The following is a 26,590-nucleotide window of genomic DNA, read 5'->3' as shown; positions in this document are numbered from 1 at the left end:
TGCTTTCGGCATTAATTAATGGGTGTAGGAATATTCCAAGCCTGAATTTTCCTGCGCTGACCGTGCCGCAATGGTTACAACTTTAGCGTTGAGCCCGGTGTTGAATGAACTCTAAATTCAGCCGACCTAAACCGCTGGCTCAGGAATACAGCCATGATGCAGGCGTTGAGTCGTAACCCCGGAACACGTTCTCTGGCGGTGGGCTATTGCTTTTCCAAATGTGGTGAGTTTGCGTTCGAAGCTGCGTTTGCTGTGGCAATCGTGTCCATGACCGAGGCGGATCTGCTTTTCATTGGCATCGCCTATTTCTTCCGCTACTTGCCGAGCATGGTGTGTTCACCCTTGGGCGGTTGGCTGGCAGATAGCGCCGACAAGAAACGAATACTTTTGGCGGTAGAGGCGGCCAAAGGCCTGCTGGCACTTGCCTTCTTTACCTTGTTCAGCTTGTCCTCACCCGTGTTACCGGTCCTGGTCGGCCTTGCGATGTGATGACAGCGCTCGAATGCCTTTATGTGCCTGCGTTTCGCGCGTACTTTCCCGAACTTGTCGCAAAGCAACAGCTGGCCTCGGTCAACAGCGGTATTCAGGTGATCGAGGATGCTGCCTCGATTATCGGGCCTCTGGTGTTTTCGGCATGTGTGTTACTGCTGTCTCGCGAAGCAACCTTCCTGTTCTTTGCGGCGTGCCTGGTGTTGTCGGCCATTTCCATCGCTACCCTTGGGCCTGCCAGGCAGGGCGTCCGGCAGGTATTCGATGGGCGCGCCATTGTCCGGGATGCGGCGCGCAGTGTAAGTCAGCTCAGGGTCAGCAATGCGCCTTTGTTTGCTGTTATTGGCTGCACCACGCTCTGTGCGATGTTCGCCACGTCGGTGATTCGCTTCATTCTTCCTGCGTCAGTGCTGGAACACTTCGCCTCTGAAGCGGCGGTGGGTTACGTATTTTCACTGCTTGCTGCAGGCACCGTATTGGGTGGCATGCTCTACACACGCTTCAACCCGCGCACAACCGCACGACTGGTGGTGCGTTACTGGGTGCTGTACGGCGCACTGTTTTTTGCTGCAGCCGTGGCACTGCAATTCAACAGCTGGCTGTTTCTGCTGTTCTTGTTCATGGTCGGCTTCATGGGGGCATTTGTCGACATCGCGATCGTGACCAACATCCAGTGCTTGTCGAACGAGCAGGAAGTTGGCAGAAATTTTTCCCTCCATTACTTCACAGCTGTCATTGGTGACGCCGCTTCAGGGCTGGTTGCCAGCCTGGTCTTTGTGCTTGCGGGGCCGGCCACCTTGATCTGGATGACGCTCATGCTGTTCATCGCGCCAGTGCGCTGGAACCTGAAAGCACATTCCCTTGATGGCGACCATCGTGAATAGCCCGACGCGCGATGTTGGCGCATGGGGCAAGCTTGAGTTGCAGGGCGTCAGGCGGGTAATGCCGAGTGAGCGCATGCCTGCCGATACGCCCCTGGTGTCACCCCGTAGGCCTGCTTGAACTGCCGGCTCAAATGGCTCTGGTCGGCAAAGCCAAGGTCGAACGCCACCTCCGAAGCGGCCAGGCCGCTCTTCAGCATTTCCCGGGCGCGGACCAGGCGCCGCTGCTTCAGCCAGGCGTGCGGCGGCTGGCCGGTGGCCTGGCGAAACACCCGGGCGAAGTGGAAGGGCGACAGGTTGACGGCTGCCGCCAGCGCTTCGAGCGAGGGCGGGTCGGCCAATTGGCTTTCCAGCAGTTCGCGGGCGCGGGCCACGGCCAGGGGTTCGTGGCCGGGGGCCGAGGGTTCGGCGCATTGCCCGTGCCGCTGCACCAGGGCCAGTACCGCCTGGCGCCAGGCGGTCTGTTGCTGCAGGGCGCTGGCGCCGTTTTCGGACAACTGATGCAGCTGGCTGAAGGCGATGGCCAGGGCCGGGTCGTGGATCACGCTGTCCTTGAAGCTGGGCATGCCGTGGCGGCCCAGTTCCAGTTCGTCCAGTACACCGGTGACCCGATCGTGCTCGGGGTAGAAGCCGCGATAACGCCAGCCCGCCTCATGGGCGGTGGCGCCGGTATGCAGCTCGTCGGGGTTGATCAGCACCATGCTGCCGACCGGCGCCAGGTGCTCACTGCCCCGGTGCCAGAAGCGCTGGGCGCCGGATTCGATCACGGTGAATACATAGCCTTCATGCACATGCGGGGCGAACCGCTGCTGGACGTAGCGCGCGTGCAGCATCTCGACGTCGCCCAGGGCCGGCGCTTGCCAGAGGTGTGTCTGTTCGCGCAGGGGCGGGTTCATGCCAGCCAGCTGCGTAGAAGGAAGAAGATCAACATGCTCACCAGCATGCTCAGCAACACGCTGCGGGTCAACAGCACCAGGGCGATCGCCACCAGAGAACCCAGCAGGTAGGGGTTGAGCAGGCTCAGGTTGAGCTGGTGGTCGGGCATGAAGATGATCGGGCCGCAGATGGCAGTGAGCATGCCCGGCACGGCAAAGCCGAGGAACTGCCGGGCGTTGGAGCTCAGCCGCAAGGGGAGCCGTGGCTCCAGGAACGCGTAGCGGTTGAGGAACACAATGGCGCCCATGGCGAAAATCAGGATCCAGGTCATGCTCGGGCTCCGGCAAATTTCTGGCAGATGAACCCGGCGCTCATGCCCAGCAGGCCTGCGACCACCAGGGCGGTTTCCCAATGCCAGTGGCTGAACAGGACCGAGCAGAACAGCGACACGGCGACGCACACCACGGTCGGCAGGTTGCGCACCAGCGGTGCAATCAGGGCGACGAAGGTGGCGACGATGGAAAAGTCCAGGCCGAGTTGGTCCAGGTGGGGAATGTTCTGGCCCAGCAGGATACCGGCCAGGGTGAACAGGTTCCAGGCGACGTAGAACGTCAGGCCTACCCCCAAGGCGTACCAGCGGTTGAATTGCTGCTGGTCGTACTGGCTGGTCAACGCGAAGAATTCGTCGGTCAGCAGAAAGCCCAGGCCCAACCGCCAGCGCAATGGCTGGCTGGACAGCACCGGGCGCATCGACAGGCCATACAGCAGGTGCTGCGAGGTCAGCAGCAGGGTGGTGAGCAGGATCGACGCCAGGTTGGCGCCGCCCTTGAGCATACCAATGGCGACCAATTGCGCGGCACCGGCGAAGACGATGGCCGATAGCCCTTGCCCCTGCCAGGCACTGAGGTTGGCCTCGATGGCCATGGAACCGGCCAGCAGGCCCCAGGGGGCGACGGCCAGGGACAGCGGCATGATGGCGATAGCGCCGTGGAGGAAGGCTTGGCGAGCGATGTGGGGCATGATGGCTGCAACGCGTGTACGAGGCAGATCAGCATGCCAGACGGGGCGGGGGATGGCTTGAACGATCTTGCTGATCGGGTTTGATTTCAAGGCAACCACAAGCCCTGTAGGAGCAGCCTTGTGCTGCGAAGAGGTCATTGCAGCCGAAAACAATCTTTAGCCTTACCGGCCTCTTCGCAGCACAAGGCTGCGCCTACAGTGATCGCGCGGAATCCAAAGTTTGAGTGAGACAGTTGCCCAACAGGGACCGCGTCTGGCAGAGGATCACGGGCGGCTGGTCAGGTGCTGTTGCGCTGTCACGCAGCCGTTGATGTCCACGGCTTTCTGCAGCAGGCTCAGACGGTGCGGTGGGTCCAGGTCGCCGAGCAGGCGGTACACCTCGGCCTGGTAGTCGCGCTGCCGGCCCCAGAGCATTTCGAGACCCTGAGGCTGGCTGCGGCTGCAGGTCAGGCGGGTGGCCGGCTGCGGGTAGTAAGGGGCGTACACGGTGGCCATGCTGGGGATGGCTTCCAGCGCTGCACGGTACTCGCTGCTGGTGTTGTAGGGCCGGCACCAGGTAGCGATCGCTGGCGCGGGTGCAGCAAAACCCTGCTTGAGACTGGCTTCGAGCAACGGGCAGGCGGCATCCGGTATTTGCGTGGCGGGCAGATAAGTCATGTAGTACAGCGCCAGGCGGTACTGCGCAACCGGGTGGCCCAGCTCTACCGACTTTTTCAACAGGGCAACCGCTGTCGGCAGCGTGTGGGCCATGGCTTGGCCCTGGCGGCTGAGCTCGGGGTCGCTGCCCAGGGCGGTACGCAGGGTGCTGGTATCGTCGCCCTGACGATCGGCCTGCTCCAGCAGCGGCAAGGCCTGGCGGTAGAGCAGGTCGGCGTGAGGGTCGATGCTCACCTCCAGCGCGTGCGCAGCCAGCGGCATCAGGGCGACCAACAGCGGGGGCAGGCGTCGCGTGCGGCTCACAGGCAAGCCCCGTGGACGGCCAGGCAAGGAGGGGCGGCTTCGATGTTAATAGCGGTCAAGCGTACGCCTCGGGAAAATCGGAACGACGGCCTATTCTAGCCACCCAAGGGGGGTGGCCGGAAGACCACTCGGCAACTGTCAGACGAGCTTGATTGGTGTGACCTTGCGTTGAGCGTGTTTTTCCTGGGCGAGGCCAAGTTTTGCGGTAATCACTTTGGCCAGGGCGTTGTTACCCAGGTCGTTCAGGTGCAGGCGGTCGATGAACAGGTCCGCGCCGAACACCGGCGAGCTGCTGAGCATGCTGTTCATGTCGTAGCAGGGCACTGGGTCGGCCTGGCTTTTGATACGGCGGAAAAAGGCCGAGTGCAACTGGCTATCGAATGCGCCGTCGAGCAGCCGGTCGAAGTTCGCCGGTTGTTGCTCCAGCGCGGCCAACATGGCTTGCTCACCAACGGGCAAGGTGTCCCGACACCAGGGCAGCAGCGGCTGCAGGATGAAGGTGAGGGTGGCATGGCTGTCTGCCAGCAACCTGTCCCACTGACGCAAGGTCCGGCCAATGCTGTCGGCCGCGCGAGCCAAGCGCTTCTCCGGGGGTGACAGCGGCCAGAAGGCCGGGGGGGCGGTCGCAGGTGTGGTCAGGGCCTGGCCGATGCGCCGCCACAGTGACTGCCGGCGGGGTGGTGCGGCAGGCTGCATGCCTTCGCTGAAGCTGTTGAGAAAGGCCTGGTAGGCCTTGGCGTGCTGTGGGTCGTTGGGGCTGGCGAGGACTTCGCACAGCGCTTCATGGGCCAGGCTGTTGAGGCCACTGAGCACCACCACGTGGCCGAGTTGGCCAAGGCGGTGCTGGTGAGTCAGGAACATCAGCAGTTCCTGGCCAGCATTGAGACCGCAACCGGCCAGGCTCAGCCACACCTCGCCGGTAAGGGCCGACAGGTGCGAGGCCACCGTGTGCTCGTCGGAGCTGGCGCCGATACCCAGGGCGGTCGAGCCGCCGACCAGCAGGTTGATACGTGAGGCGCCGCCGCGTTCTGCCGCCGAAAAACGCTTGCCGGCAAAGTGGCTGTAGCGCAGGCCAAGGGCATCAGTGTTGATGGTTCCGGACCGGTAGCCGGTTTCATGCACGTGCACAGTGTGCGGCGCACGGCGGCTGCCCAACAGCAGAAAGCGTTGGTAGTCCTGCTGCAACGGTGAAGGAGACGGGCCTGTATCAGTCGCTGTCATGGTCTTTCCTTCTGTTGCACCGGGCGTTTCGCATCCGCTTCAGGCCGCCAGTTCGTTGAGGTTGTACAGCAGGCCGCCAGCGGCAATCAGCAGCAGGGCAACGCCCGAAGCCAGGCTGATCACCCGGTTGCTGCGCTGCGAAGCGATCTTGCCGATGGCGAAGATGTACAGGCTGAGCACGGCGAAATCGATGGCCACCCACAGCAGCGACAACACCACCATGCTTTTGCCGAATGACTCGGTGATCTGGATGAACTGGGGGAAGAAGGCAATGAAGAAAATGATGTCCTTGGGGTTGGAAATGCCCACCATGAAGCCTTGCAGCAGCCCGCCACGCCCGGTTTTGGGTGCCTCGCTCGTCGCGTCCGGGACCGGCGCCTGCAGCACATCTCTTAAAGTGCCCACGGCGATGTAGCCGATGAACAGGCAGCCCAGCAGGCTCATGGTGCTGAGCCATGCCTTGTCGATGGCGGCACTGGTGAGGATGATCCAGGCTGCGGCACCGATCAGCACCAGTGAGGCCCAGTTGGTGCCAACGGCAGTGAACATGGCCTTGCGCGAACCGGATGCAGCCGCGGTGTTGACGATCAGTGCCACTACGGGGCCTGGGGTGGCGATGAGCAGCAGGACGGTGAGGGCATAGGTGGCGGTGAGTGCGGTATTCACGGTCAGTTCTCGATCAGTAGGTCGGGTGTCGCCGGGTATGCGGCATGTGCGTGGAACGGGCAGCGTGACGGGTTGAGCGAGCCAGCCTCCTGCAACTGGTACTGCTTCCACTCGAAGTTGTCGTCATCGCCGAAAAAACCCAGGGTGTCAGGCATGACGCCGTCGTTGTAGTGGTGCACGCGCTCGCGAATACGCTCGCGGATTCGCTTGCCACTTTCGGTACTGGCGTTGGCCACTTCGTCGAAGTTCGCCCGTGGATTGATGACGAAGGTGATGTGATGCCCCAGGTTGCGGCTTTTCATCTGCTGGTGGCCGGGGAAGTTCATGTTGATGAACAAGGGCATGCCGGCATAGCAGAACGACCAGCCGTTGTCGTCGGGGTCGGTCGGCATGCCCTGCGGCCATGGGTGCGGGTCGCGCGCATGCACGCCACGCAGCACCTTCCAGGCCAGTGCCTGCTGTTCGGCCAGGGTGTAATCGGCGGCGGTTTCGAGAAACACCACCAGCGGGCTGCCGATGCGCTGCTTGGGTGTGATCGGGGCGATGGCGCGCACGTAGTCGGCCAGACCCTGGGCGATATCATCGGCGAGTTGCTCGGCACGGGCGAAGAGTATGTGGCAGGTTTCGCCGTTTACCGCCTTGCGGCCGAACAGGCAAGGGAAGTCGGGGTTGGCGAGAATACTGCGAAAGTGTTCTATGGTTTTGAAAGTCCAGTGTTGCGTAGTGCATCCATGTTCAACGGCCAGCTCTAGCGCATCCAGGCGATAGCAAGTTCCATATCCCGTAAACATGATTTCCCCAGGCGTTAATTAAGTGAACGTTCCAGTCATATGCAGGCAGGATCTTGGTTATCTTTATTATTTACCTGCATTTTCCGAGACGCTCTCGACGTTGTAAAACGCGTGGAACTGTGACCTACTATTAGTCTTATTCATGCTCGGGACGCCGCCATGTCGGAACGGATTCAGGCCTTGCACGCCCTGCGTGCCTTCGAGGTGGCCTCTCGCTATGGCTCTTTTACCCGTGCGGCGGAAGAACTGGCCCTGACCCAGGGGGCGGTCAGCCATCACATCAAGACCCTGGAAGCCCTGTTTGGCTGCGACTTGTTCGAACGGCGTGGCCCGAAACTCAGCCTGACCGAGCACGGGCGCCTGCTGGCGCAAGAGCTGAAAGTTGGCTTCAAGATCATCGAAAATGCTTGCGCATTGCTGCGCCAGGACCGCTACGGCTTGCGCTTGAAGGCGCCTTCCACGCTCACCGTGCGCTGGCTGTTGCGGGCGCTGGATGCGTTCAAGAAGGCCGAGGACAACTGCAGCGTGCAACTGTCCAGCGTGTGGATGGACATCGACACCGTGGACTTTTATTCCGAGCCCTACGACTGCGCCATTCTGTTGGCCAGCGGGCGTTTCCCCGCCGATATCGAGAGTTTCAAGCTGTTCGATGAGTGGTTGATCCCGGTGTGCCACCCCGATTACATGCCACAGGCCCAACCGGCCTTGGCCGACCTCGCCCATTGCGAAATTCTGCACCCGTCACCCGACCGGCGCGACTGGCGGCGTTGGCTGGCGCGGATGGACGCACTGGACATCAGCATCGACCAGGGGCAGGTGTTCGATACGCTCGACCAAGGTATTTCGGCTGCGCAGCAAGGCCTGGGTATTTCGGTGGTCGACCTGGTGCTGGCCAGTGCCGACCTGCAGGCGGGGCGCCTGGCCACGCCGTTCAAGCATGCAGTGGCCACCGGTGACGGTTACTACATGACCTGGCTCAAGGCCAGCCCGAAAGCGCGGCAAATGCACAAGCTGCGCGACTTCCTGCTTGGCCAGGTGCCACCGCTGGCCCACAAGGACATCAACTATCTGTACGGTTGAACACCCGCTCAAGCATGAAATCGATGAACACCCGTAACTTCGGCGGCACCTGCCGCCCGGACGGCCACAGCAGATAGAAACTGCCACGCCGCTCCATGAAGCTGTCGAGTACGCTGACCAGTGAGCCGTTGCCCAGTTCGCGACGTACGTTGAAGTCCGGCAGGCAGGTGATGCCACGGTGGTTCAAGGCAAAGCAGACCCGTGTCTCGACATGGTTGCAAACCATCGAGATGGGGATGTCGTAGGCTTGTTCGGGGTGCTCCTGGCGCAGCGGCCAGGTTTCCAGCTTGCCATTGCTCGGGAAGCGATAATGCAGGCAGGTATGCGCGGCCAGGTCGCGCGGGTGCAAGGGTGTGCCGCGTTCGTGCAGGTACTCGGGCGAGGCCACCAGGCGGTGCTGGAAGTGCCCCAGGAATTTGGCGTTGAGCCGCGAATCCACCGGCTGCCCACCGCGCATCACCACATCGAAGCCTTCGCCGACGATATCCACCATGCGGTCGGAAAAGTCCAGGTCCAGTTCCACCTGCGGATACAGCGCCATGAACTCCGCCAGCGCCGGCATCACCAGCGCTGTGACCTGTGGCATGCTGACGCGCAAGCGGCCACGCGGGCTTACGCTGGCCTGAGACAGCGCCTGCTCGGTGGCCTCGATTTCGGCCAGGATGCGCCGGCTGCGCTCGAGGAACAGCGTGCCTTCGGCGGTGAGGGTGATGCTGCGTGTGCTGCGGTGGAACAGGCGCACACCCAGGCGGTTTTCCAGGCGCGCAACGCGTTTGCCCACGGCCGAGGCACTGATACCCAGCGACTGGCCGGCGGCGACGAAGCTGCGGGTTTCGGCCACCCGGTTGAAGACCAAGAAGCCGCTGAGGCTGTCCATGCTGCTTTCCTGATTGCGGACATGGGTGTCCGGGGTGAGCGGCATTGTAGCCACCTTTTTCCGCAGTAGGCTTCCCTTGCAGACTGTCCGCCTTGTTTTCCTGCTCAAGGCACTTGCAATGTCACAGACATCCTCCCCCCTGCTGCTGGATGCCAGCCGCGAACGCCTGCCCGTCAGCGGGCTGCTGGCGCTGGCCATGACCGGCTTTATCGCCATCCTCAGCGAAACCTTGCCGGCGGGCTTGCTCGACCAGATCGCCAACGGCATGCACATCAGCCAGGCCATGGCCGGGCAATGGGTCACGGCCTATGCGCTTGGCTCGTTGCTGACGGCAATCCCGCTGGTGACCCTGACCCAGGGCTGGTATCGCCGGCGGGCCCTGTTGCTGGCGATCATCGGCTTTGTGCTGTTCAACGGGCTGACTGCCTTGTCGACGTCCAACAGCGTGACCTTGGTCCTGCGCTTTTTCACCGGCGCTGCCGCCGGGCTGGCCTGGGGCCTGATCGCTGGCCATGCCCGGCGCATGGTGCCGGTGGCACAGCAGGGCCGGGCCATGGCGTTGGCCATGCTCGGGCAGCCGATTGCCTTGTCGCTCGGGCTGCCGATTGCCACCTGGCTGGGCGCCGGGCTGGGCTGGCGTGCAACGTTTGTTGTGGTCACCGTGGTGGCGTTGCTGCTGGTGGTGTGGGTGCTGCGCTCGGTGCCGGAGTACCCGGGGCATGCCGCCGGCAACCGCCGGGCGGCCAAGCAGGTGCTGCGCACGCCGGGGGTGTTGCTCGTGCTGCTGGTGATCCTGAGCTGGATCCTTGGCCACAACATTCTCTACACCTACATTGTGCCGCTGCTGGCGGCGGCCGGCATGGTTGCCGACATTGGCCCGGTGCTGATGGTGTTTGGCCTTTCGGCTCTGGCCGGAATTGGCATGGTGGGGTTGCTGGTCGACCGGCATTTGCGCACGCTGGTCTTGCTCAGCCTGGTCGGTTTTGCCTTGGCCACACTGGCATTGGGGCAGGCGTCGTCGTGGTTGATGTACCTGAGCATCGCCCTGTGGGGCCTGACCTACGGTGGCGCACCCACCCTGCTGCAGACCGCCTGTGCCGATGCTGCGGGCGAGGGGGGGGGATGTGGCGCAGTCGATGCTGGTGACCGTGTGGAACAGTGCTATCGCCCTGGGCGGGATCGTGGGGGGCGTGTTGCTCGCGGGGGGCGGGACCAAAGCCTTTGGCGCAGTGGTGTTGGTGTTGATCGCAGTGGCTTGGTCGCTGGCCTGGGCGGCGCGCAGAAGTGGCTTCGTGGCGGGGGCTCGCTAGCGTAGAATTGCGTTTTTCAGCAGAGGTCGACGCAGTGGAGTTGCAGCAGGGTTTTGTGCTGACCCGTCATTGGCATGACACGCCCGAAGGCACCTGCGTGGAGTTCTGGCTGGCAACTGATCATGGGCCACGGCAGCTTCGTCTGGCCCCACAGGTTTCGGTGGCATTCATCCCGCAGGTGCATGAGGCGCATGCGCGGGTGTTGCTGGCCAACGAGCCCGGCGTCGAGCTGCGGCCACTGCGCCTGAAGGACTTCGACCAGCGCCCGGTGCTGGGGTTGTACTGCCGGCAGCACCGGCAACTGATGCAACTCGAGCAACGCCTTCGCACGGCGGGTATCGAGGTGTTCGAAGCGGATATCCGCCCACCCGAACGCTACCTGATGGAGCGCTTCATCACTGCCCCGGTACAGTTCACCGGCCAGCCCGATGCCCAGGGCGTGCTCTGCGATGCTCAGCTCAAGCCCTTGGCAGGTTATCGCCCGCCACTGCGCCTGGTGTCGCTGGACATCGAAACCAGCGAGCGCGGCGAGCTGTACAGCATTGCCCTTGAAGGCTGTGGCCAGCGCCAGGTGTACATGCTCGGCCCGGCCAATGGCACGGTCCACGGCCTCGATTTCGACCTGCACTACTGCGCCGACCGTGCTGCACTGCTGAGCTGCCTCAATCAGTGGATGGCCGAGCATGACCCGGACGCAATCATCGGCTGGAACCTGGTCCAGTTCGACCTGCGCCTGCTGCATGAACACGCCAAATCGCTGGAGGTACCGCTGGTGTTGGGGCGTAAGGGTGCACTGATGACGTTGCGTAGCCATGCCGGTGGTGGCCACGTATTTGCCGATGCCCCGGGGCGGCTGTTGATCGACGGCATTGAGGCGCTGCGCTCGGCAACCTGGAGCTTCCCGTCATTCAGCCTCGAGAGCGTTGCCCAGACGCTGCTCGGTGAAGGCAAAGCCATCGACACGCCGTACCAGCGCATGGACGAGATCAACCGGCGCTTCGCCGAGGACAAACCGGCCCTGGCGCGGTACAACCTCAAGGACTGTGAGCTGGTTACTCGCATCTTCGCCCACACCCGCCTGCTCGAGTTCCTCCTGGAGCGCTCGTCGGTCACTGGCCTGGCGGTAGACCGTAGCGGCGGATCGGTCGCCGCGTTTTGCCACTTGTACATGCCGCAGATGCACCGCATGGGCTTTGTCGCCCCCAACCTTGGCAGCCGCCCTGACGAAGCCAGCCCCGGTGGCTTCGTCATGGATTCGCGTCCAGGCCTGTACGACTCGGTGCTGGTGCTGGACTACAAGAGCCTGTACCCGTCGATCATTCGTACCTTCCTGATCGACCCGGTGGGCTTGGTGGAAGGCTTGCGTGTTCCCGATGACCAGCATTCGGTGGAAGGCTTCAGGGGTGGGCGCTTTTCGCGAAGCCAGCATTGCCTTCCGGCCATCGTCGAGCGTGTGTGGCAGGGCAGGGAGGCCGCCAAACGTGATGGTAACGCGGCATTGTCGCAGGCACTGAAGATCATCATGAACGCGTTCTACGGTGTGCTGGGCTCCAGCGGTTGCCGCTTCTTCGACCCCCGGTTGGCCTCGTCCATCACTATGCGTGGGCACCAGATCATGCGCCAGACCCGGGCATTGATCGAGGCGCGCGGCTATGACGTGATCTATGGCGACACCGACTCTACCTTCGTCTGGCTCAAGGGTGCCCATGCCGAGGAAGACGCGGCGCGTATCGGCCGCGAACTGGTGGCCGAAGTCAATCGATGGTGGCAAGCACATTTGCACGAAACCATGAACCTGCAGAGTGCCCTCGAACTGCAGTTCGAAGTGCATTACCGGCGCTTCCTGATGCCCACCATCCGCGGCACCGATGAAGGCAGCAAGAAGCGCTATGCCGGCCTTGTGCAGCGGGCCGACGGTTCTGAAGAGATGGTTTACAAAGGCCTGGAGTCGGTACGCACCGACTGGTCGCCGCTGGCCCGGGCGTTTCAGCAGGCGCTCTATGGCCGTGTGTTTCGCGGCGAACCCTACCGCGATTATGTCCGCGAGTATGTGCGGTGTACGTTGGCGGGCGAGCAGGACGCACTGCTGGTATATCGCAAGCGCCTGCGCAGGCCGCTGGCCGACTACCAGCGCAACGTGCCGCCGCATGTGCGTGCCGCACGCCTTGCCGACGAGTACAACAAGCGCCTGGGGCGCCCCCTGCAGTACCAACGTGGCGGCTGGATCAGTTACGTGATTACCACCGCCGGCCCTGAGCCGCTGGAAAACCTGCAGGCACCGATCGACTACGACCACTACATCAGCCGGCAGCTACAACCGGTGGCAGATGCCATCCTGCCCTTTGTCGGCGATGATTTCGCTCGCCTTACCGACCAACAGTTGCTGCTGTTCTGAACGGGTGGTAGTCGGGTAGGCGTCAACCCGGCGCAACAGTCTTCAGACTCGCATCTCCATGCCATCAAGGAGGCAGAGATGCAGAACACTAGCAGTCAACTACCAGCTGCGGCCGATACCCTTGCCAGGGCGCAAGCCTGCCAGGACCAGTACATCGCGCAGCGGCTGCCGACCTGGATGATGCGGCTGAGCGTGGCAGAATTCACTCTCTTGACTGAGGCGCTGACGCAATTGCTGGCCTGCCGCGAAGGCCTGTCGGCAGCGCTGGCGCAGCTAAGCAACCTGGATGCATTCACACAGACCTTGCTGCAAGAAGCGCTTGGCGCTCACGGCGAACTCGACGCTGATCGGCTGTACTTTCGCCAGTGGTACACCTTCACCTCGCCCACCGTCAGTTATGTGACCAGCAGGCTCCCAGTCGTAGGCAGCGACTACTACGAACTCCCCTTGCTCGAGGCCGCTCTGGGCAACTTTACCGCAGACCAGCTGCGCGAGCAGCCGCGTGGCAACTGCCTGGTGGATGAGCACGGTGTAAAGCGCAGTGAACTGTCTGCACCGGCCTTCGCCAAAATGTGTCGAGCGCTGGACCTTGGGCAGAAGTACCAGGCGCATCTGGACGCTGTCCTGCAGCCCGAAGTCAGAGGGTTGCTGGCGCGAAGGGAACGTTACAGCATGCTGGTAGATGCTCTGCAAGCCAGGGCGCAAGATGTGTTGAGCGCAGGCCAGCTGCAGTGGGTGGTGGAGTTTTGCCTTCAGGGCACGCTGGGCAAGCTCGAAGGCGCACCTGTTCACATCCGGCAATTGAGGGTGTTCGGTTGCAGCTTGCAGCAGATCGTGGTGCTGGACGTGATCGATGAGGGCTTGCTGTACAACACCAGCAAGCTAGTGCTGGTGTATGTACCGGGTGACCCGCACGGCCCCTGGAGCGTGCGCAGCGACCTGGAAGATTATGCCCGCCGGGTGCTTGGCAACCGCCTGCGCGAAGAGGGCTATCGGCGGTTTTTCAACCGCTTCGTGCGCCGTCGCGATAGCCAGCGATTCTTCTCGGCCGTCAGCGAACGGCTCGATGACGTTAGCGACTGGGCAACCAGGGACCTGGATGAGCAAACCTGTGCGTATCGCTTGCCGCTGTTCGAACATATCGCTGACGACTGGGTCGCCCGGATCAAGGACGATGCTGCAATCATTGCCCCACCCGTGGCCATGCTTGATCGCGAGGTCCAGGCAGCGCATAACCGCCGTTTGCGCGCTGAAGGCTGGACCCTGGCGGGGATCGCAGGGTACTTCGTGCCCGGCATTGGCGCGGTGTTGCTGGGGGTGATGGCCTGGGAGCTGCTTGAGCAGACGTTTCAGGCTGTCGGGGACTGGCAGGACAACGAGCGCAATGCGGCGCTGGCGCACCTGCTGAATGTAGGCAAAGGCCTGCTGGCTGTCGGGGCAACCGTCGCCGTGGTCGCCACGGTGCGTCGCGCCTGCATCGAGGTGGACAAGCTGGTGCCGGCGCAGTTGGCCAGCGGTGAAGAAAAACTGTGGAACGCAGACCTGGTGCCCTATCGCGGCGAAGCCCCGCCGGACGCGGCAGTGCTGGACACGGAGGGGGTTCACCAGCTGGGCGAGCGTCGCTGGATCAGCATGGATGGGCACTGGTATGAGGTGAGTTGGCGCGACGCCGATGAACAGTGGCAACTGCTCCCTTATCAAGGGTATGCACCGCCGCTGCGTCACAACGGTGCCGGCGCGTGGCGGCTGTGGTGCGAGCAGCCCGCCGAGTGGGATGACACACGCCAGCTGTTTCGTCGTCTGGGCAGGCCATTGAGCGATCTCGATGACGCGCAGATCGATCAGTCGCTGGCCATCCATGGCCTTGACGACCAGCACTTGCGGGCATGGCATGTGTATGGCCGGGCGCCAGAAGCCGTGCTGGTGGACACCGTTTACCGCGTGCTCCTCGCCGGCCGCATCCGCACGTTGGTCAATCAGTTGCGTGAAGGCGTGGCCACCGCTGATGCGCAGTTGCTGGAGCGGGTGATTAATCTTTCTCAGGCCGCCGGCATGCAGGGTGCAGCACTGGCTGATGTGGCTTGGGCAGGGCGGCGAGAGCTGTTCCAGGAATTGTACGAAGAGCAGAATCCCGACACGCCGACGGGTCGCTCGCTACGCCGGGATTTTGCCAGCCTGCACCGCTTGGCAGCAGATGAGGTGCTGCGCGATGCCAGCGAGGATGACCTGCAGCAGCTTCGCGAGACCGGCCGCGTGCCCTTGTTCATGGCCGAGGCGGCAAGGTTGCAGGTTGCGCGGATCCGAATCGCGCGCGTGTATGAGGCGCTGAGCATTGATACACCGCAAAACCTCGACCTGGCGCGGGTGGTGCTGAATCTGTTGGCCCACGTGCGGGGTGCGCAGGGGCCTGGGTGGAGATTGTTTGACGGGGATGCCAGCGAGCCGTTGCTGACGATCGAGGGAACGGGGCAAACATTCGACCTGCTTCACCAGCATGGGGTGTTTCGCTTGCGCGATCCTGCGCGGCCTTCTGTCAGTCAGGCGGGCGAGCTGTTCGAGACCCTGGCTGCAGCCTATGACCACCCGTCTCAGGCGGCCATCGGCCAAGGCCATGCTTTCGTGCCCGCACTGCGCCAGGCGCTGGCGAATGTTGCAACCGGTCAAAGGCAGGCGGTGGTAAGTCTGCTCAGGCTGGAGCGGCCAAGCGGCTCGTTTTTCGCGCCGCAAAGGCTTGATGATGGCCGGATTGGCTACCCCCTTGCTGGCGGCCGGTTATGGGCCGCGCTGGGGCTGTCCAGACCGAGGGCGTCTCAGGCACGGCTTCGAGACCTGTACCCGGCCTTCAGTGATGAGCAGATCGGCCGCTGGCTGGCGCAAGACAACGCGCAAGCCAGGTTGCGTACGCTGGAACAGCAATTCGCACTGCTCAACACCCACCTGAACAGATGGGTACGCAATGCCTTTCCGACACCTGAGCTGGCCGCCCGGCGTGAGTTCAGAAAGGGCTTGACCGACTGCTGGCGCTTGCTTGTCCCCGAGCTTCAAGACAGTGCGGCTGTGCAGAGGGGGCGCTTCATGCTGACCCAGACCCGCAGCCGCTTGCAACAACTGCCAGTACTGCCGGCGCAAATAACTTTTCCGCACGTCTCAATCCTGGCCTTGCGCTCCATGCGCCTGGAGCGGATTCCGGATGAGTTCCTGAGGGCATTTCCCAACTTGCGCAACCTGGAAATCACCCATTGTCGGCTCAGGCGTTTGCCTTTGCCGATGATGCTTACCCAAAGGCTGGAGGTGCTCGATCTGTCGGGTAACCAGATCGTGCTTGACGAAAGCCAGGCACTGATTCTTGCGGCTTGTCGTTCGCTGGTATACCTGAACCTTTCGGACAACCCTCTGGGCAGGGCATTTTCCGTTTTCGCAATGACCGAGCTACATGCGCTGCACCTGTCAGGCACCCAAATGCCCGAGTTGCCTTATGGGGTGCTCGAGGTGCCTGACCTGCAAACCCTTGACCTGAGTGACAACAGTATCTCTGCACTGCCCGATGGCTTTTACCGGTCGCAGCTATGGCGCGCAGGCAGAGTCGGGCTTTCTGGCAACCTGCTGGCGGCGACGCCTGAAGGGTTTTCGGCCTGGCACTGGCTTGAGGCAAGCCGGGTTCCCTACCGGCTGCGTTTTCTCGATGTATCGGCAGCCGAACGTCGGGATGAAATGGCCATGCTGTGGGTCCATCTTGAAGCCGACGAGCAATCGGCCGATTTCTTCAATACCCTGTCGGTGCTCACGGCCTCGGGAGCATTCAAGTTCTCTTCGACCGCGTGCGCGCTCGCATCCCGTGTGTTCGACATGTTCCAGGCGATGAACGAGGATGATGCACTCAAGCGTGAAGTGTTCGAACACGCCGCGGCGACCGACTGCCAGGATAACGCCACGGCCCGCTTCGCTGATCTGGAACTGCGGATGATGATATGGCGGGCGCAACGCGGCGGGGTTGCCCAGCAGCCTGAGCGGGCCTTGCTCTGTCTCGGTGGTCGGTTGTGGCGGTTGGCGTTGCTCGATCAGATTGCCGCAGAACACGCCCAACGGCAGGGGGCGGGCAATGAGTCGATCGAATTCGCCTTGGCATACCGGATCGCCTTGCGCAGGGCTTTGGATTTGCCTGGCCAGCCAGACGAAATGCTCTATCCAGGTATTGCTGCGCTAAGCAAGCAGGATATTCGTGTGGCCCGGGACATGGTCCTGGCGGCACAGACCCGGGAAGGCGTTGCACATTATCTGTCACGTCAGTGGTTCTGGCAGGATTACCTGCGCAAGCGCTTCCCCGTTCGCCTGCAAGTGCCGCATCACATGCACGACGAACTGGAGCGGCTGATGGCCCTGGGTGGCCGGGAGGAGGAAATCGCACGGTTGCAGATCAGCAATCAGCAACGGGAGCACGCAGTATTGCTGCAGTTGACGCTGGAAGCGCTGGACATGCATTCGCCGCGTCTTCTCCAGTAGCGGTTCAGACCTCGGGCAGGTGGGCGTTGCGCCAGTGGCTTTGCGCTATGCTCTGAGTGGCGGTGATGTTTGCGCAGATGTTGCCGGCCGGTTATGGAAATCGGAAGTTACCTTTGTGCCGAGCACGTCTGGGGCTGCTGGTTTAGTCTCCCGCGTCGGATCTTTCTCCATGATCTGTAGTCTTTGGTTTATCGAGAGAATAAGGAGATACGCATGCTCGTCCGGTCACTGACCCTCGCTACTTTGCTCGCTGTCACCGGCCCGCTGCTGGCGGCTGACAGTGACGCACCGCTGGCCAAGGAAGTGGGCAAGGCCAGGCCCTTGGTGGTCATTGCGCCTAGCAGCGCAGACCCAACCTTGCGCGGATTGAACAAGGCTCTGGAGGACCCGGCCACCCAGGCGGCCTTCAAGGAGCGCAATCTGGTGCTGTACAGCGTCGCCAACATGATGGGCAAGCGCGAGGACAAGAACCTCGAACAACAGACCACCATGGCCCTGATTCGTGAGCTGAAGCTGGGCGCGAGCAAGGGCACCAAGGTGATCCTGGTGGGCAAGGACGGTGAGCGGCACATGCTCAAGGACGACGACTCAGGCGAGGCCATCGACCCGCAGGTGATCCTCAAGGCGGTGGATGAACTGCCCGCAAGCGAAAAGGCCGTGACTGCACCTGAACCGGTAGCGGCGGCACCGGAAACCAAGGCCAAGGCCAAGGACAAGGACAGCAAGCCAGCCAAGCCAGCCAAGCCGGCTGCGCCGCCAAAGCCGCTGGAAGACTGAACACCTGCATTGGCTGGCCGTGCGACCGGGCGTGTGTAGCGGTGGGGGGCAGCAGTGTATCGACGGTGCTGGGGTTGTGTGCCGAATTGCAGGTGGTGGCTCGGCTTTCAGTTGAGCTCGATTCGCGCGCACAGCCCGCCACTGTCGCGGTTGCTCAGGATCAGCCGACCACCCATGGCCTGGATCAGCTGGTGGGCAATGGCCAGCCCCAGCCCGGTGCCGCCGGTGCTGCGATTGCGTGAGCCCTCCACTCTGTAGAATGGCTTGAGCACTTCGTCCAGCTCGTCAGCGGGTATTCCAGGCCCATCGTCGAGCACGCGGATCACGGTCATGCCGCCCTCGCGGCACACCTCCAGCTCGGCAGCGCCGGCAAACTTGAGGGCGTTGTCCACAAGGTTCACCAGCACTCGGCGCAGGGCGTGCGGGCGGGTTTCCAGCAGGCTGCGCGTGCTGCCGTTACGCTGCACCTGGGCGCCACTGTCCTGATAGTCGAACACTAGGCTGTCGAGGAAGGCATCAAGGTCAATTCTGCACGCGGCTTCAGTGCTGGTATCCATGCTGCGGGCGTATGCTACGCCTTCGCGCACCAGGTGCTCCATCTCGCCCAGGTCGCTCCACAATTTGTCCTTTTCGACCCCGTCGTCCATCACTTCGACACGCAGCTTCATGCGTGTGATCGGTGTTTGCAGGTCGTGAGAGATGGCCGCCAGCAGCTGCATGCGTTCCTTCAGGTGGGCGCTGATACGCGCCTGCAGGGCGTTGAAGGCCGCCGCGGCGTAGCGCACCTCGCGCGGGCCGCTTTCATCCAGCTGTACGCCGGGTTTGTCCGGATCGAGGTTGTCCACGGCGCGGGCCAGGCGAGTCAAAGGGCCAATGGCCAGGTGCACGGCCAACCATGTGCACAGCAACAAGACTGCCAGCTGGATCAGCAGCACCATGGGCAGCCAGCGGGCCACCGGGACCGCCGATGGGGTGACGTCGATGGTCAGCGGCGCGCCGTCGGCAAGGCTCAGGTGGGCCTGGAAGTGGGCATTCGGGCCGGGGATGTCCTGGAAGGTCAGGCGGTAGTCGCTGCCGATGGCCTTGACGATCGACTCGGCGGCCATGGGCGGGTCGCTGCCGGGCATCGCCTCGCCGGCCAGGCCTTGGTCGAGACGGTAGCGGTAGGTATGCCGTTCCAGGCGCGGCAGCCAGGCCGCACGTTCGGCTGCAGGCAGGCGGTCGAGGATGGCCACTGACGTGGCCACGTCCTGTTCCAGGTTGCTGAGCATCATCGAGCGGCTGCTGATGTAGCGCTCGTAGGCCTGCAGCCCAAACGACAAGCCGTAGGCCAGGATCAGGCCGGTCAAGAAGATCAGCCCCAGGCGCGAGGCCAGGGTACGAGGCCACTTCATGACGGCGACTCGAGCAGTTGCACCGGCAGCGAGAACACATAGCCTTCGCTGCGCACGGTTTTTATGCAGCTGGGTTCGCGGGCGTCGTCGCCCAGGCGCTGGCGCAGGCGGCTGACCAGCAGGTCGATGGAGCGGTCGAAAAGGTCGGCTTCGCGGCCCTGGGTCAGGTTGAGCAGTTGTTCGCGGCTGAGCACCCGCTGTGGGTGGTCCAGAAACACCCGCAACAGGCGGTACTCGGCGCCACTCAGGGCCACCAGGGTGCCTTCGTTGTCGAGCAGGTGGCGGGCGGTGGTGTCCAGCCGCCATTGGCCGAAGCGCAGCAGGCGGCTGCTTTCGCTGATGGTGAGGTTGGGTGGCAGCATGCGCGTGCGGCGCAGCACGGCATTGATACGGGCAAGCAGTTCGCGGGCAGAAAACGGCTTGGTCAGGTAATCGTCGGCGCCCATTTCAAGGCCGATGATGCGGTCGGTTTCATCGTTGCGGGCCGTCAGCATCAACACGGGCGTATTGCGGTGTTTGCCGGCGCGCAGTTCGCGGCACAGCAGCAGGCCATCGTCGCCGGGCATCATGATGTCGAGAACGATCAGGTCGACGCTGCTGGCTCCAAGGAAGGCCCGCATCTGCCTGCCGTCGGCGACGATGCTGGTGCGCAGGCCGTTCTTCTTAAGGTAGTTGCCGACCAGTTCGCGGATCTCGCGGTCGTCGTCGACGATCAGGATGTGATCGACGTGTTCCATGCGCAGCGTTCCTGTTCGAGTGGGTTTGGCGCAGTGTACCCGGCCCTTTTGCGCTTGCCTGCGGGGGTTTGTATTGCAGTGTATCTGGCAGGTGTATAGAACTGTAGCGGGGGCGGGTGAAGCGGCTCGGGTCAAAGCAGCACAGCACTGGGAGTTGACCGCTTGGCCGATAAAAGCCGGGTTCTGCTCCGGCTCGGAGCCTGGTTGCAGAACAAAGCGTACAATGTCGTTTCGGGTAACTGTATTTCAGTGGCTCATCACCGAGTAGCCTGCATGTACCAGACACACCCCGGAACGCCCCAAAGAGCCCACGAACGCCTCTGCGAGCAAATCGAGACGTTTCTCCAGCGTGGCGGCCAGATCCAGCACGTAGCCATCGGTGTCACCGGTTCCCCTTATGGCGTAGCTAAAGTCCAGTGGCACAAGGAGCGTGCAGCCAAGCCCTGATGGCCTGCCTTTGCGCCTGAACCCACCACCCTTCAGGCGCTTCAATACCCATTCTTGAAGGGGCACGCCCGTGAGCGAAGAGCCGAGCGATTGTGTAATCGCCGTTTGCATAGGTATTTCTGAGCAACAAGTGGCCCACTACCGGCGGGAGAGCTTTCTGCTGGGGGACGGCTCATGGCTCGTGCATTTCGCTTTCATCATGCCCAAAGCGCTTCGTCATCAACTCACAGGCAGTTTTACACTCTTGTTGAAGGCCTCTCGAGCGCCTGGCGATACCCGACAGGCAGACGAGGTAGGACCGTGAGGAAGGTTCAATACAGGCACTGTACGTAAAGAAGGTCGTTGTTATTTATGCTCATAAATAGATTGTGTCCAGTGGTCTGATACCTGTCTTTTATTTTCAGGCAGGGCGCATACTCATTAAGCTCAGATTATCTGGGCTTATGAGAGGTGCTTATGTACGGTAAAAACCAGGCAGGGCAGGGCTCATCGGAGCGTGATCCGGAAATAGATCAGGATCGCCAAGGTTTGGGCAATGATCGTCTTGTTCAGCCTACAACTGATGATCGGAATAATTACATCGATCCTGAACCTGTTACTGAGGCCGGGCCAGAGCCTGCAGACAAGCTTTTGGCCTCGAATGCACCGAAATTCAGCCGCTATTCTGACGGCCCGGATACCCCGTGGAGACGCGCTTGGCTGCACTAGCCCTGCGCTGACAGATCGCATGACAAACCATGCTTTTACCAGCGCTCCACTTCTCGAAGAAAATGATGATGAGCCATTGTAAGCAGGTGGCTTTATCGAGGTTTTTATGAAAGACAAGCAAACTGTTCAACGCGGTAGTTGCTCGGATGAGGGCGACAATAAATCCACTCAGCGTTCCAGCAAGGGTGAAAACAGGGGGCCGCTTACAGAGCGTGCGTCGAGGGCTGAGTTGTACAGTCGTCACGATAAAGTTGAACCGGCGAGTGACAACAAACGTTAGTTTCTAAAAACTTGAAGCTATTGTATCCGTTTGTACAGCCGGGGCGCCCTTCGTGGGCGCCTTCTTTTTTATAACGGCCTGCCCGCGCAGGGTTTTCCAGGATTCTACGAGGTTTCGCTGACAGGAATGCAGCTACAGAAGGACGCACATCCCGGCGTTGAGTGACACAGACGGGATACTTGGCAGGCGTCAAATGGCTCTTGACCGGGGAACAACACGCCCCACTGCCAAACGTTACACAGGAGAGATGCCATGAATTTCAAGACTGTCGCCAGCGCCAGCCTGTTCGCCGTGCTCAGCTTTGGTGCCATTGCCGCCCAGGCCACCACCGCACCCATGGGCGCTGCCGGCGCCATGCAGTACCGCTACGGTGAGCATCTGGATGTGAAGAAAGTGCTGTCGGTACAGGACGAGCAGAGCAACGCCTGCGGCCTGGTGAACACCCGCATGGACTACCTCGACTCCAAGGGCCAACAGCAGAGCGTGCAGTACCGCACCTACGCCACTGGCGGTTGCCATGACAACTGATCGCCGCCTGATGCTGAAAGTGGGAGGCATAGCCCTGGCGCTGACGGGGCTGGGGTTGGCCGGGCACCTGATGGCCCGTGACCGCTACGGCGCCATGCCGTCGCTGTCGGGGGCCAGCCAGTGGCTCAACTCGACCCCGCTGGATGGGCCGGCGCTTAAGGGCAAGGTGGTGCTGGTGGACTTCTGGACCTGGGACTGCATCAACTGCCAGCGCAGCCTGCCTCATGTGAACGACTGGGCGCGGCGTTATGCCGATCAGGGGCTGGTGGTGGTGGGCGTGCATACGCCGGAGTACGCCTACGAACATGACCTGGGCACCCTGCGAAACAAGGTGGCCGGGCTGGGTATCGGTTACCCGGTGGCGGTGGATAATGACTACAAGGTCTGGAATGCCTGGGGCAACCAGTTCTGGCCGGCCCATTACTTTGTCGACCGTGAAGGACAGGTGCGCCATGTGCACTTTGGCGAGGGCGATTATGGCGGGCAGGAACAGCTGATACAGGCACTGCTGTATGAGAAAGGTGATTAGGCTGTGCCGGCCTCTTCGCCGGCATGCCCGCTCCTACAACGACAGTGCAATCAGCGAAGTATGCGCACTCTCTGTGGGTGCGGGCGTGCCCGCGAAGAAGCCAACACTTGCCTATCAGGTGAAACTGGCAAAGTGCGCCTGCATCCGCGCCGCATCCGCCTGGCGCCCGCTGAACAGCTCGAACGCCTTTACCGCCTGGAACACCGCCATATTGCTGCCATCCAGCGTGCGGCAACCCAGTGCCCGAGCCGCGCGCAGAAGTTCGGTTTCCAGCGGGAAGTAGATGATTTCCGCCACCCACAGGTCCGCATGCAGCAGCTCGACCGGTAGCGGTGTGCCCGGTAGCTTGGCCATGCCCACCGGCGTGGTATTGACCAGCCCGTCTGCCTCGGCCAGCGCCGCGGCCAGGTCGGTGCCGAGTACTGCGCGGCCCGTGCCGAAATGCTCATTCAGGTTGTCTACCAGCGCTTGCGCGCGGGCCGCATCCACTTCGAACAGCACCAGTTGCTCGACCCCTTCAATCAGCAGGGCGTGGGCCACGGCCGACCCGGCGCCACCGGCACCCATCTGCACCACCTGGCGCCGGGCCACATCAGGCAGGCCGCGGCGCAAGCCTTCGGCAAAACCCAGGCAGTCTGTGTTATGGCCGACGCGCTTGCCGTCCTTGAGCACCACGGTATTCACCGCGCCGATGCCACGGGCTTCATCCGACAGTTCGTCGAGCAGCGGCAGGATCGACTGCTTGAACGGGTAGGTGATGTTAAGCCCGGTAAAGCCTGTGTGCTGCGCGGCGTCGAGCAGCCCGGGCAGGGCGCTGTCCTCCAGTTGCAACTGGTCGGCATCAATCAGCCGATACAGGTAGCGTAGGGCCTGGGCGTCACCTTCGTGTTCGTGCAGGGCAGGGGTGCGCGACAGCTGGATGCCGCGGCCGATCAAGCCGGCAAGGATGGCGTGCTGGCTCATGCCGTGCGCTCCTGGAACATTTCGGCGAAGTGGCTGAGGGCCATGCGGTAGCCATGGCTGCCCAGCCCGCAAATCACCCCGACGGCGATGGACGATACAAATGACAGATGGCGGAACGGCTCGCGCTTGTGCACGTTCGACAGGTGTACTTCGATGACCGGCAGTTCACTGGCCACCAAGGCGTCGCGGATGGCCACCGAGGTGTGGGTCCAGGCGCCGGGGTTGATCACGATACCGGCGCAGCGGCCGCGGGCGGCGTGGATCCAGTCGATCAGTTCACCTTCGTGGTTGGTTTGGCGGAATTCGATTTCCAGGCCCTGGCCATGGGCAGTGTCGGCACAGCTTTGGGCCAGGTCAGCCAGGGTTTCGTGGCCATATTGAGCAGGCTCGCGGGTACCCAGCATGTTCAGGTTAGGGCCGTTGAGCACGAGAATAAGGGGGTTCATGACGAGCATCGCTTTGTTGTTGTTGGATGCACCTAGTTTTGTACCGCCTGGTTAGTTTAGTCAATTGGACTAAAACGCCGCACCGGGAAAGTGGGCGATTATCGAACTGTTGAGGTGTGCAGGCCCCCGCCTACGGGGGATTTGGCTTTCTGCGCCTGCATTACAAAATTGTAATTTTCCTGCCACCGCCCCGATAAGCACGGCTTCCTACAGTCCTTCGCCTAAACGCGTCGACGAGGATTTGTACGTGCCCATCCCCCGCAAGACCGCTTTGCTCTGCCTGTTGCTGGCCAGTGTCACCAGTGCCCAGGCCAGTCAGAGCCTGAGCCTGCCCCAGGCGCTTGCCGCCGCTCTTGCTCAAAACCCGGAGCTGGCCGCAGCCGGCCGGGAAATCGGCATTGCCGACGGCGAGCGGCGCCAGGCCGGGTTGATCCCCAACCCAGAGCTCGCCTGGGAGGTCGAGGACACCCGCCGCGATACCAGCACCACCACCGTCACCCTCAGCCAGCCGTTGGAACTGGGCGGCAAGCGCGGCGCACGTATTGCTGTGGCTGGCACCGGCCAGGCCATTGCCCAGCTTGGCCTGGAGCGCCAGCGCAATGGCCTGCGTGCCGATGTGGTGCAGGCCTTCCACGCCGCCTTGCGCGCGCAGACAGCACTGGAACTGGCGCAGCAGTCGCAGGCATTGACCGAGCGCGGGCTGCGCGTGGTACAGGGGCGGGTGATCGCTGGCCAGTCATCCCCCGTGGAGGCCACCCGCGCCCAGGTGCAACTGGCCCAGGCCCAGGCTGAAGTACGACGCGCGCAGACCCAGCGCGGCGTGGCTTATCAGGCGCTGGCACGCCTGACCGGTAGCCCCTTGGCAAGCTTCGATCAGTTGCAGGCTGCCAACCTTTCGCCTGGCGTCGCGCCCAGCGCCGATGCCTTGCTCGACCGGGTCGAACACACCGCCGAATGGCGTCTGGCTGCTGCACAGGTCGAGCGCGGCGAAGCGTCCCTGGGGTCGGAAAAGGCTCAGCGTATTCCCAACCTCACTGTCAGCCTCGGTAGCCAGTACAGCCGCGAGGACCGCGAGCGGGTGAATGTGGTGGGCCTGTCCATGCCATTGCCGCTGTTCGACCGCAACCAGGGCAACGTGCTGGCGGCTGCACGCCGTGCCGACCAGGCGCGTGACCTGCGTAACGCCGTGGAACTGCGCCTGCGCAGTGAAACCCGCAGCGCAGTCAGCCAGTGGCACACGGCGATGCAGGAGGTGGACGCCTACGACCGCACCATCCTGCCTTCGGCGCAGCAGGCCGTGGACACCGCCACCCGTGGTTTCGAAATGGGCAAGTTCGCGTTCCTCGATGTACTCGACGCTCAGCGCACGCTGATCGAGGCCCGCGGGTTGTACCTCGAGGCGCTGGCTTCGGCGACCGACGCACGGGCGCAGGTCGAGCGGATTTATGGCGACCTCGATGACCTGAGCACCCCCTTGAACAGCAGGAGCAAGCATGACTAACCCACGCAAGATAGCCCTTCTGGTCGCCGCCATGGCCGCGCTCGGCCTGGGTGGCCTGGCCTGGACCGGCAACCTGGGCCAGGCGTCGAATGCCCAGGCCCGCCACGACGACCATGGCGAAGACAGCCACGGCCATGGTGCCGAGAAGGCCGATGAAGGCCATGCAGGGGAAGGGCACGGCGAAGAAGAGGGCCAATTGCACCTGTCCATCGCCCAGATCGAGGCGGCCGGTGTGCAGTTGGCTGCCGCCGGCCCTCGTGAGTTGGGTACCGCCTTCAGCTTCCCGGGGGAAATCCGCTTCGACGAGGACCGCACTGCCCACGTGGTGCCGCGTGTACCCGGTGTGGTCGAGGCGGTGCAAGCCGAACTGGGCCAGGCGGTCAAGCGCGGCCAGGTATTGGCGGTGATCGCCAGCCAGCAGATTTCTGACCTGCGCAGCGAGCAGCAGGCAGCCCAGCGCCGTCTGGAGCTGGCGCGGCTGACCTTCCAGCGCGAACAGCAGTTATGGCAGGAGCGTATCAGTGCCGAGCAAGATTACCTGCAAGCGCGGCAGGTGTTACAGGAGGCCGAAATCGCCTTGGCCAACGCCCGGCAAAAGGTCGCCGCAGTAGGCCCGGCGGGCGCTGGCAACCGCTATGAATTGCGCGCGCCATTCGATGCGGTGGTGGTGGAAAAGCATCTGAGCGTGGGCGAGGTGGTCGACGCGACCAGCAACGCCTTCACCTTGTCTGACCTGAGCCGGGTCTGGGCCACCTTCGCCGTGGCGCCGCGTGATCTGGACAAGGTGGTGACCGGCCGCAATGTCACGGTCAGCGCACCAGACCTGGGCGCCCAGGTTGAGGGCAAGGTCAACTATGTCGGCAGCCTGCTCGGCGAGCAGAACCGCGCCGCCACGGTCCGCGCCACCCTGGCAAACCCCAACGGCGCATGGCGCCCCGGGCTGTTCGTCAATATCGCGGTCAGCGTCGAGCGCTTCAATGCCGCCGTGGTGGTGCCGGAAAGCGCCCTGCAAACCTGGGAAGAACAGACCGTTGTGTTTGCCCGCACCGAGGAAGGCTTCGAGGCCCGCCCGGTAAAGGCCGGCCGCCGCGACGCCGGCCAGGTGGAAATTATCAGCGGCCTGGCCGCCGGCACCCAGGTAGCCGCCGCCGGCAGCTTTGTCCTCAAGTCGGAACTGGGCAAGGGCTCGGCCGAGCATAGCCATTGATCACGGG

At 62.7% G+C, this 26,590-nt stretch carries 21 protein-coding genes and 2 pseudogenes; 11 read left to right on the top strand and 12 right to left on the bottom strand.

Annotated elements, in window-relative coordinates; genetic code table 11:
* The first annotated feature begins 156 nt into the window (after positions 1-156).
* Positions 157-1,373: pseudogene (locus LU684_RS05405) on the top strand (MFS transporter).
* A gap of 47 nt (positions 1,374-1,420) precedes the next feature.
* Here the strand turns inward: LU684_RS05405 and LU684_RS05400 are convergent.
* The 7 genes from LU684_RS05400 to LU684_RS05370 all read right to left on the bottom strand — a co-directional run bounded on the left by LU684_RS05400 (position 1,421) and on the right by LU684_RS05370 (position 6,904).
* On the bottom strand, positions 1,421-2,266 hold the full coding sequence (locus LU684_RS05400; protein WP_232894236.1) for an AraC family transcriptional regulator: 846 nt from the start codon (positions 2,264-2,266) through the stop codon (positions 1,421-1,423).
* Positions 2,263-2,577, bottom strand: a complete 315-nt coding sequence (locus LU684_RS05395) for an AzlD domain-containing protein (RefSeq protein WP_010953340.1) — start codon at positions 2,575-2,577, stop codon at positions 2,263-2,265. The genes LU684_RS05400 and LU684_RS05395 overlap by 4 nt, the downstream gene beginning before the upstream one ends.
* Positions 2,574-3,266: an AzlC family ABC transporter permease gene (locus LU684_RS05390; protein WP_024717703.1), complete on the bottom strand. Its 693-nt coding sequence runs from the start codon at positions 3,264-3,266 to the stop codon at positions 2,574-2,576. The genes LU684_RS05395 and LU684_RS05390 overlap by 4 nt, the downstream gene beginning before the upstream one ends.
* Before the next feature lie 264 nt (positions 3,267-3,530).
* Complete coding sequence (locus tag LU684_RS05385) at positions 3,531-4,226, bottom strand: sel1 repeat family protein (RefSeq protein WP_210668176.1); 696 nt, start codon at positions 4,224-4,226, stop codon at positions 3,531-3,533.
* Between the two features lie 138 nt (positions 4,227-4,364).
* Entirely contained in the window at positions 4,365-5,447 is a 1,083-nt protein-coding gene (locus LU684_RS05380) for a hypothetical protein (RefSeq protein WP_060518814.1), read from the bottom strand.
* Positions 5,448-5,486: 39 nt separating this feature from the next.
* Positions 5,487-6,113: a LysE family translocator gene (locus LU684_RS05375; protein WP_096425880.1), complete on the bottom strand. Its 627-nt coding sequence runs from the start codon at positions 6,111-6,113 to the stop codon at positions 5,487-5,489.
* A gap of 2 nt (positions 6,114-6,115) precedes the next feature.
* Positions 6,116-6,904 (bottom strand): YqcI/YcgG family protein, encoded by a 789-nt coding sequence (locus LU684_RS05370; RefSeq protein WP_016485962.1) that lies wholly within the window; start codon positions 6,902-6,904, stop codon positions 6,116-6,118.
* A 159-nt stretch (positions 6,905-7,063) separates the two neighbouring features.
* Between LU684_RS05370 and LU684_RS05365 the strand changes: the two genes are divergently transcribed.
* Entirely contained in the window at positions 7,064-7,984 is a 921-nt protein-coding gene (locus tag LU684_RS05365) for a LysR substrate-binding domain-containing protein (RefSeq protein ID WP_232894235.1), read from the top strand.
* On the opposite strand, the gene LU684_RS05360 is transcribed toward LU684_RS05365, so the two are convergent.
* Positions 7,965-8,861 (bottom strand): LysR family transcriptional regulator, encoded by an 897-nt coding sequence (locus tag LU684_RS05360; protein ID WP_232894260.1) that lies wholly within the window; start codon positions 8,859-8,861, stop codon positions 7,965-7,967. The two genes, LU684_RS05365 and LU684_RS05360, sit on opposite strands and share 20 nt — an antisense overlap.
* 118 nt (positions 8,862-8,979) lie before the next feature.
* Between LU684_RS05360 and LU684_RS05355 the strand changes: the two are divergent.
* The 4 genes and pseudogenes from LU684_RS05355 to LU684_RS05340 all read left to right on the top strand — a co-directional run bounded on the left by LU684_RS05355 (position 8,980) and on the right by LU684_RS05340 (position 17,843).
* Positions 8,980-10,171, top strand: a pseudogene (locus LU684_RS05355) (MFS transporter).
* A 34-nt stretch (positions 10,172-10,205) separates the two neighbouring features.
* A complete protein-coding gene (locus tag LU684_RS05350; RefSeq protein WP_232894259.1) occupies positions 10,206-12,566 on the top strand; it encodes a DNA polymerase II in 2,361 nt (786 codons plus the stop codon).
* Between the two features lie 78 nt (positions 12,567-12,644).
* Entirely contained in the window at positions 12,645-17,066 is a 4,422-nt protein-coding gene (locus tag LU684_RS05345) for an NEL-type E3 ubiquitin ligase domain-containing protein (RefSeq protein ID WP_232894234.1), read from the top strand.
* Positions 17,067-17,279: 213 nt separating this feature from the next.
* Positions 17,280-17,843: a DUF4174 domain-containing protein gene (locus tag LU684_RS05340; RefSeq protein WP_232894233.1), complete on the top strand. Its 564-nt coding sequence runs from the start codon at positions 17,280-17,282 to the stop codon at positions 17,841-17,843.
* Positions 17,844-17,950: 107 nt separating this feature from the next.
* Here LU684_RS05340 and LU684_RS05335 read toward each other — a convergent pair whose 3' ends face one another.
* Positions 17,951-19,237 carry a sensor histidine kinase gene (locus tag LU684_RS05335; protein ID WP_095114823.1) on the bottom strand — a complete coding sequence of 429 codons (1,287 nt, stop codon included), beginning with the start codon at positions 19,235-19,237 and terminating at the stop codon, positions 17,951-17,953.
* Positions 19,234-19,974: a response regulator gene (locus LU684_RS05330; protein ID WP_016485970.1), complete on the bottom strand. Its 741-nt coding sequence runs from the start codon at positions 19,972-19,974 to the stop codon at positions 19,234-19,236. The genes LU684_RS05335 and LU684_RS05330 overlap by 4 nt, the downstream gene beginning before the upstream one ends.
* A gap of 273 nt (positions 19,975-20,247) precedes the next feature.
* On the opposite strand from LU684_RS05330, the gene LU684_RS30665 reads away from it, so the two are divergent.
* From LU684_RS30665 to LU684_RS05315, 3 genes are all read left to right on the top strand, one after another.
* Entirely contained in the window at positions 20,248-20,421 is a 174-nt protein-coding gene (locus LU684_RS30665; protein ID WP_349816354.1) for a hypothetical protein, read from the top strand.
* Between the two features lie 1,240 nt (positions 20,422-21,661).
* On the top strand, positions 21,662-21,937 hold the full coding sequence (locus tag LU684_RS05320; protein ID WP_016485973.1) for a DUF2790 domain-containing protein: 276 nt from the start codon (positions 21,662-21,664) through the stop codon (positions 21,935-21,937).
* 10 nt (positions 21,938-21,947) lie between these two features.
* Positions 21,948-22,466, top strand: a complete 519-nt coding sequence (locus tag LU684_RS05315) for a thioredoxin family protein (protein WP_232894258.1) — start codon at positions 21,948-21,950, stop codon at positions 22,464-22,466.
* A gap of 114 nt (positions 22,467-22,580) precedes the next feature.
* Here LU684_RS05315 and LU684_RS05310 read toward each other — a convergent pair whose 3' ends face one another.
* The gene (locus LU684_RS05310) at positions 22,581-23,429 is read right to left on the bottom strand and encodes a shikimate dehydrogenase (RefSeq protein WP_232894231.1); all 849 of its coding nucleotides are present in this window, start codon (positions 23,427-23,429) and stop codon (positions 22,581-22,583) included.
* On the bottom strand, positions 23,426-23,875 hold the full coding sequence (gene aroQ, locus LU684_RS05305; RefSeq protein WP_095114825.1) for a type II 3-dehydroquinate dehydratase: 450 nt from the start codon (positions 23,873-23,875) through the stop codon (positions 23,426-23,428). Before aroQ ends, LU684_RS05310 begins: the two co-directional genes overlap by 4 nt.
* 247 nt (positions 23,876-24,122) lie before the next feature.
* Between aroQ and LU684_RS05300 the strand changes: the two genes are divergently transcribed.
* Together LU684_RS05300 and LU684_RS05295 are read left to right on the top strand one after the other, a co-directional pair.
* Positions 24,123-25,376 (top strand): TolC family protein, encoded by a 1,254-nt coding sequence (locus tag LU684_RS05300; RefSeq protein WP_232894230.1) that lies wholly within the window; start codon positions 24,123-24,125, stop codon positions 25,374-25,376.
* The gene (locus LU684_RS05295) at positions 25,369-26,583 is read left to right on the top strand and encodes an efflux RND transporter periplasmic adaptor subunit (protein WP_095114827.1); all 1,215 of its coding nucleotides are present in this window, start codon (positions 25,369-25,371) and stop codon (positions 26,581-26,583) included. The genes LU684_RS05300 and LU684_RS05295 overlap by 8 nt, the downstream gene beginning before the upstream one ends.
* The last annotated feature ends 7 nt before the right edge of the window (positions 26,584-26,590 follow it).

The sequence above is a fragment of the Pseudomonas sp. NMI542_15 genome, assembly GCF_021283425.1.
Lineage (GTDB): Bacteria > Pseudomonadota > Gammaproteobacteria > Pseudomonadales > Pseudomonadaceae > Aquipseudomonas > Aquipseudomonas fortuita.
This window is presented reverse-complemented; position numbering and strand designations above follow the sequence as displayed.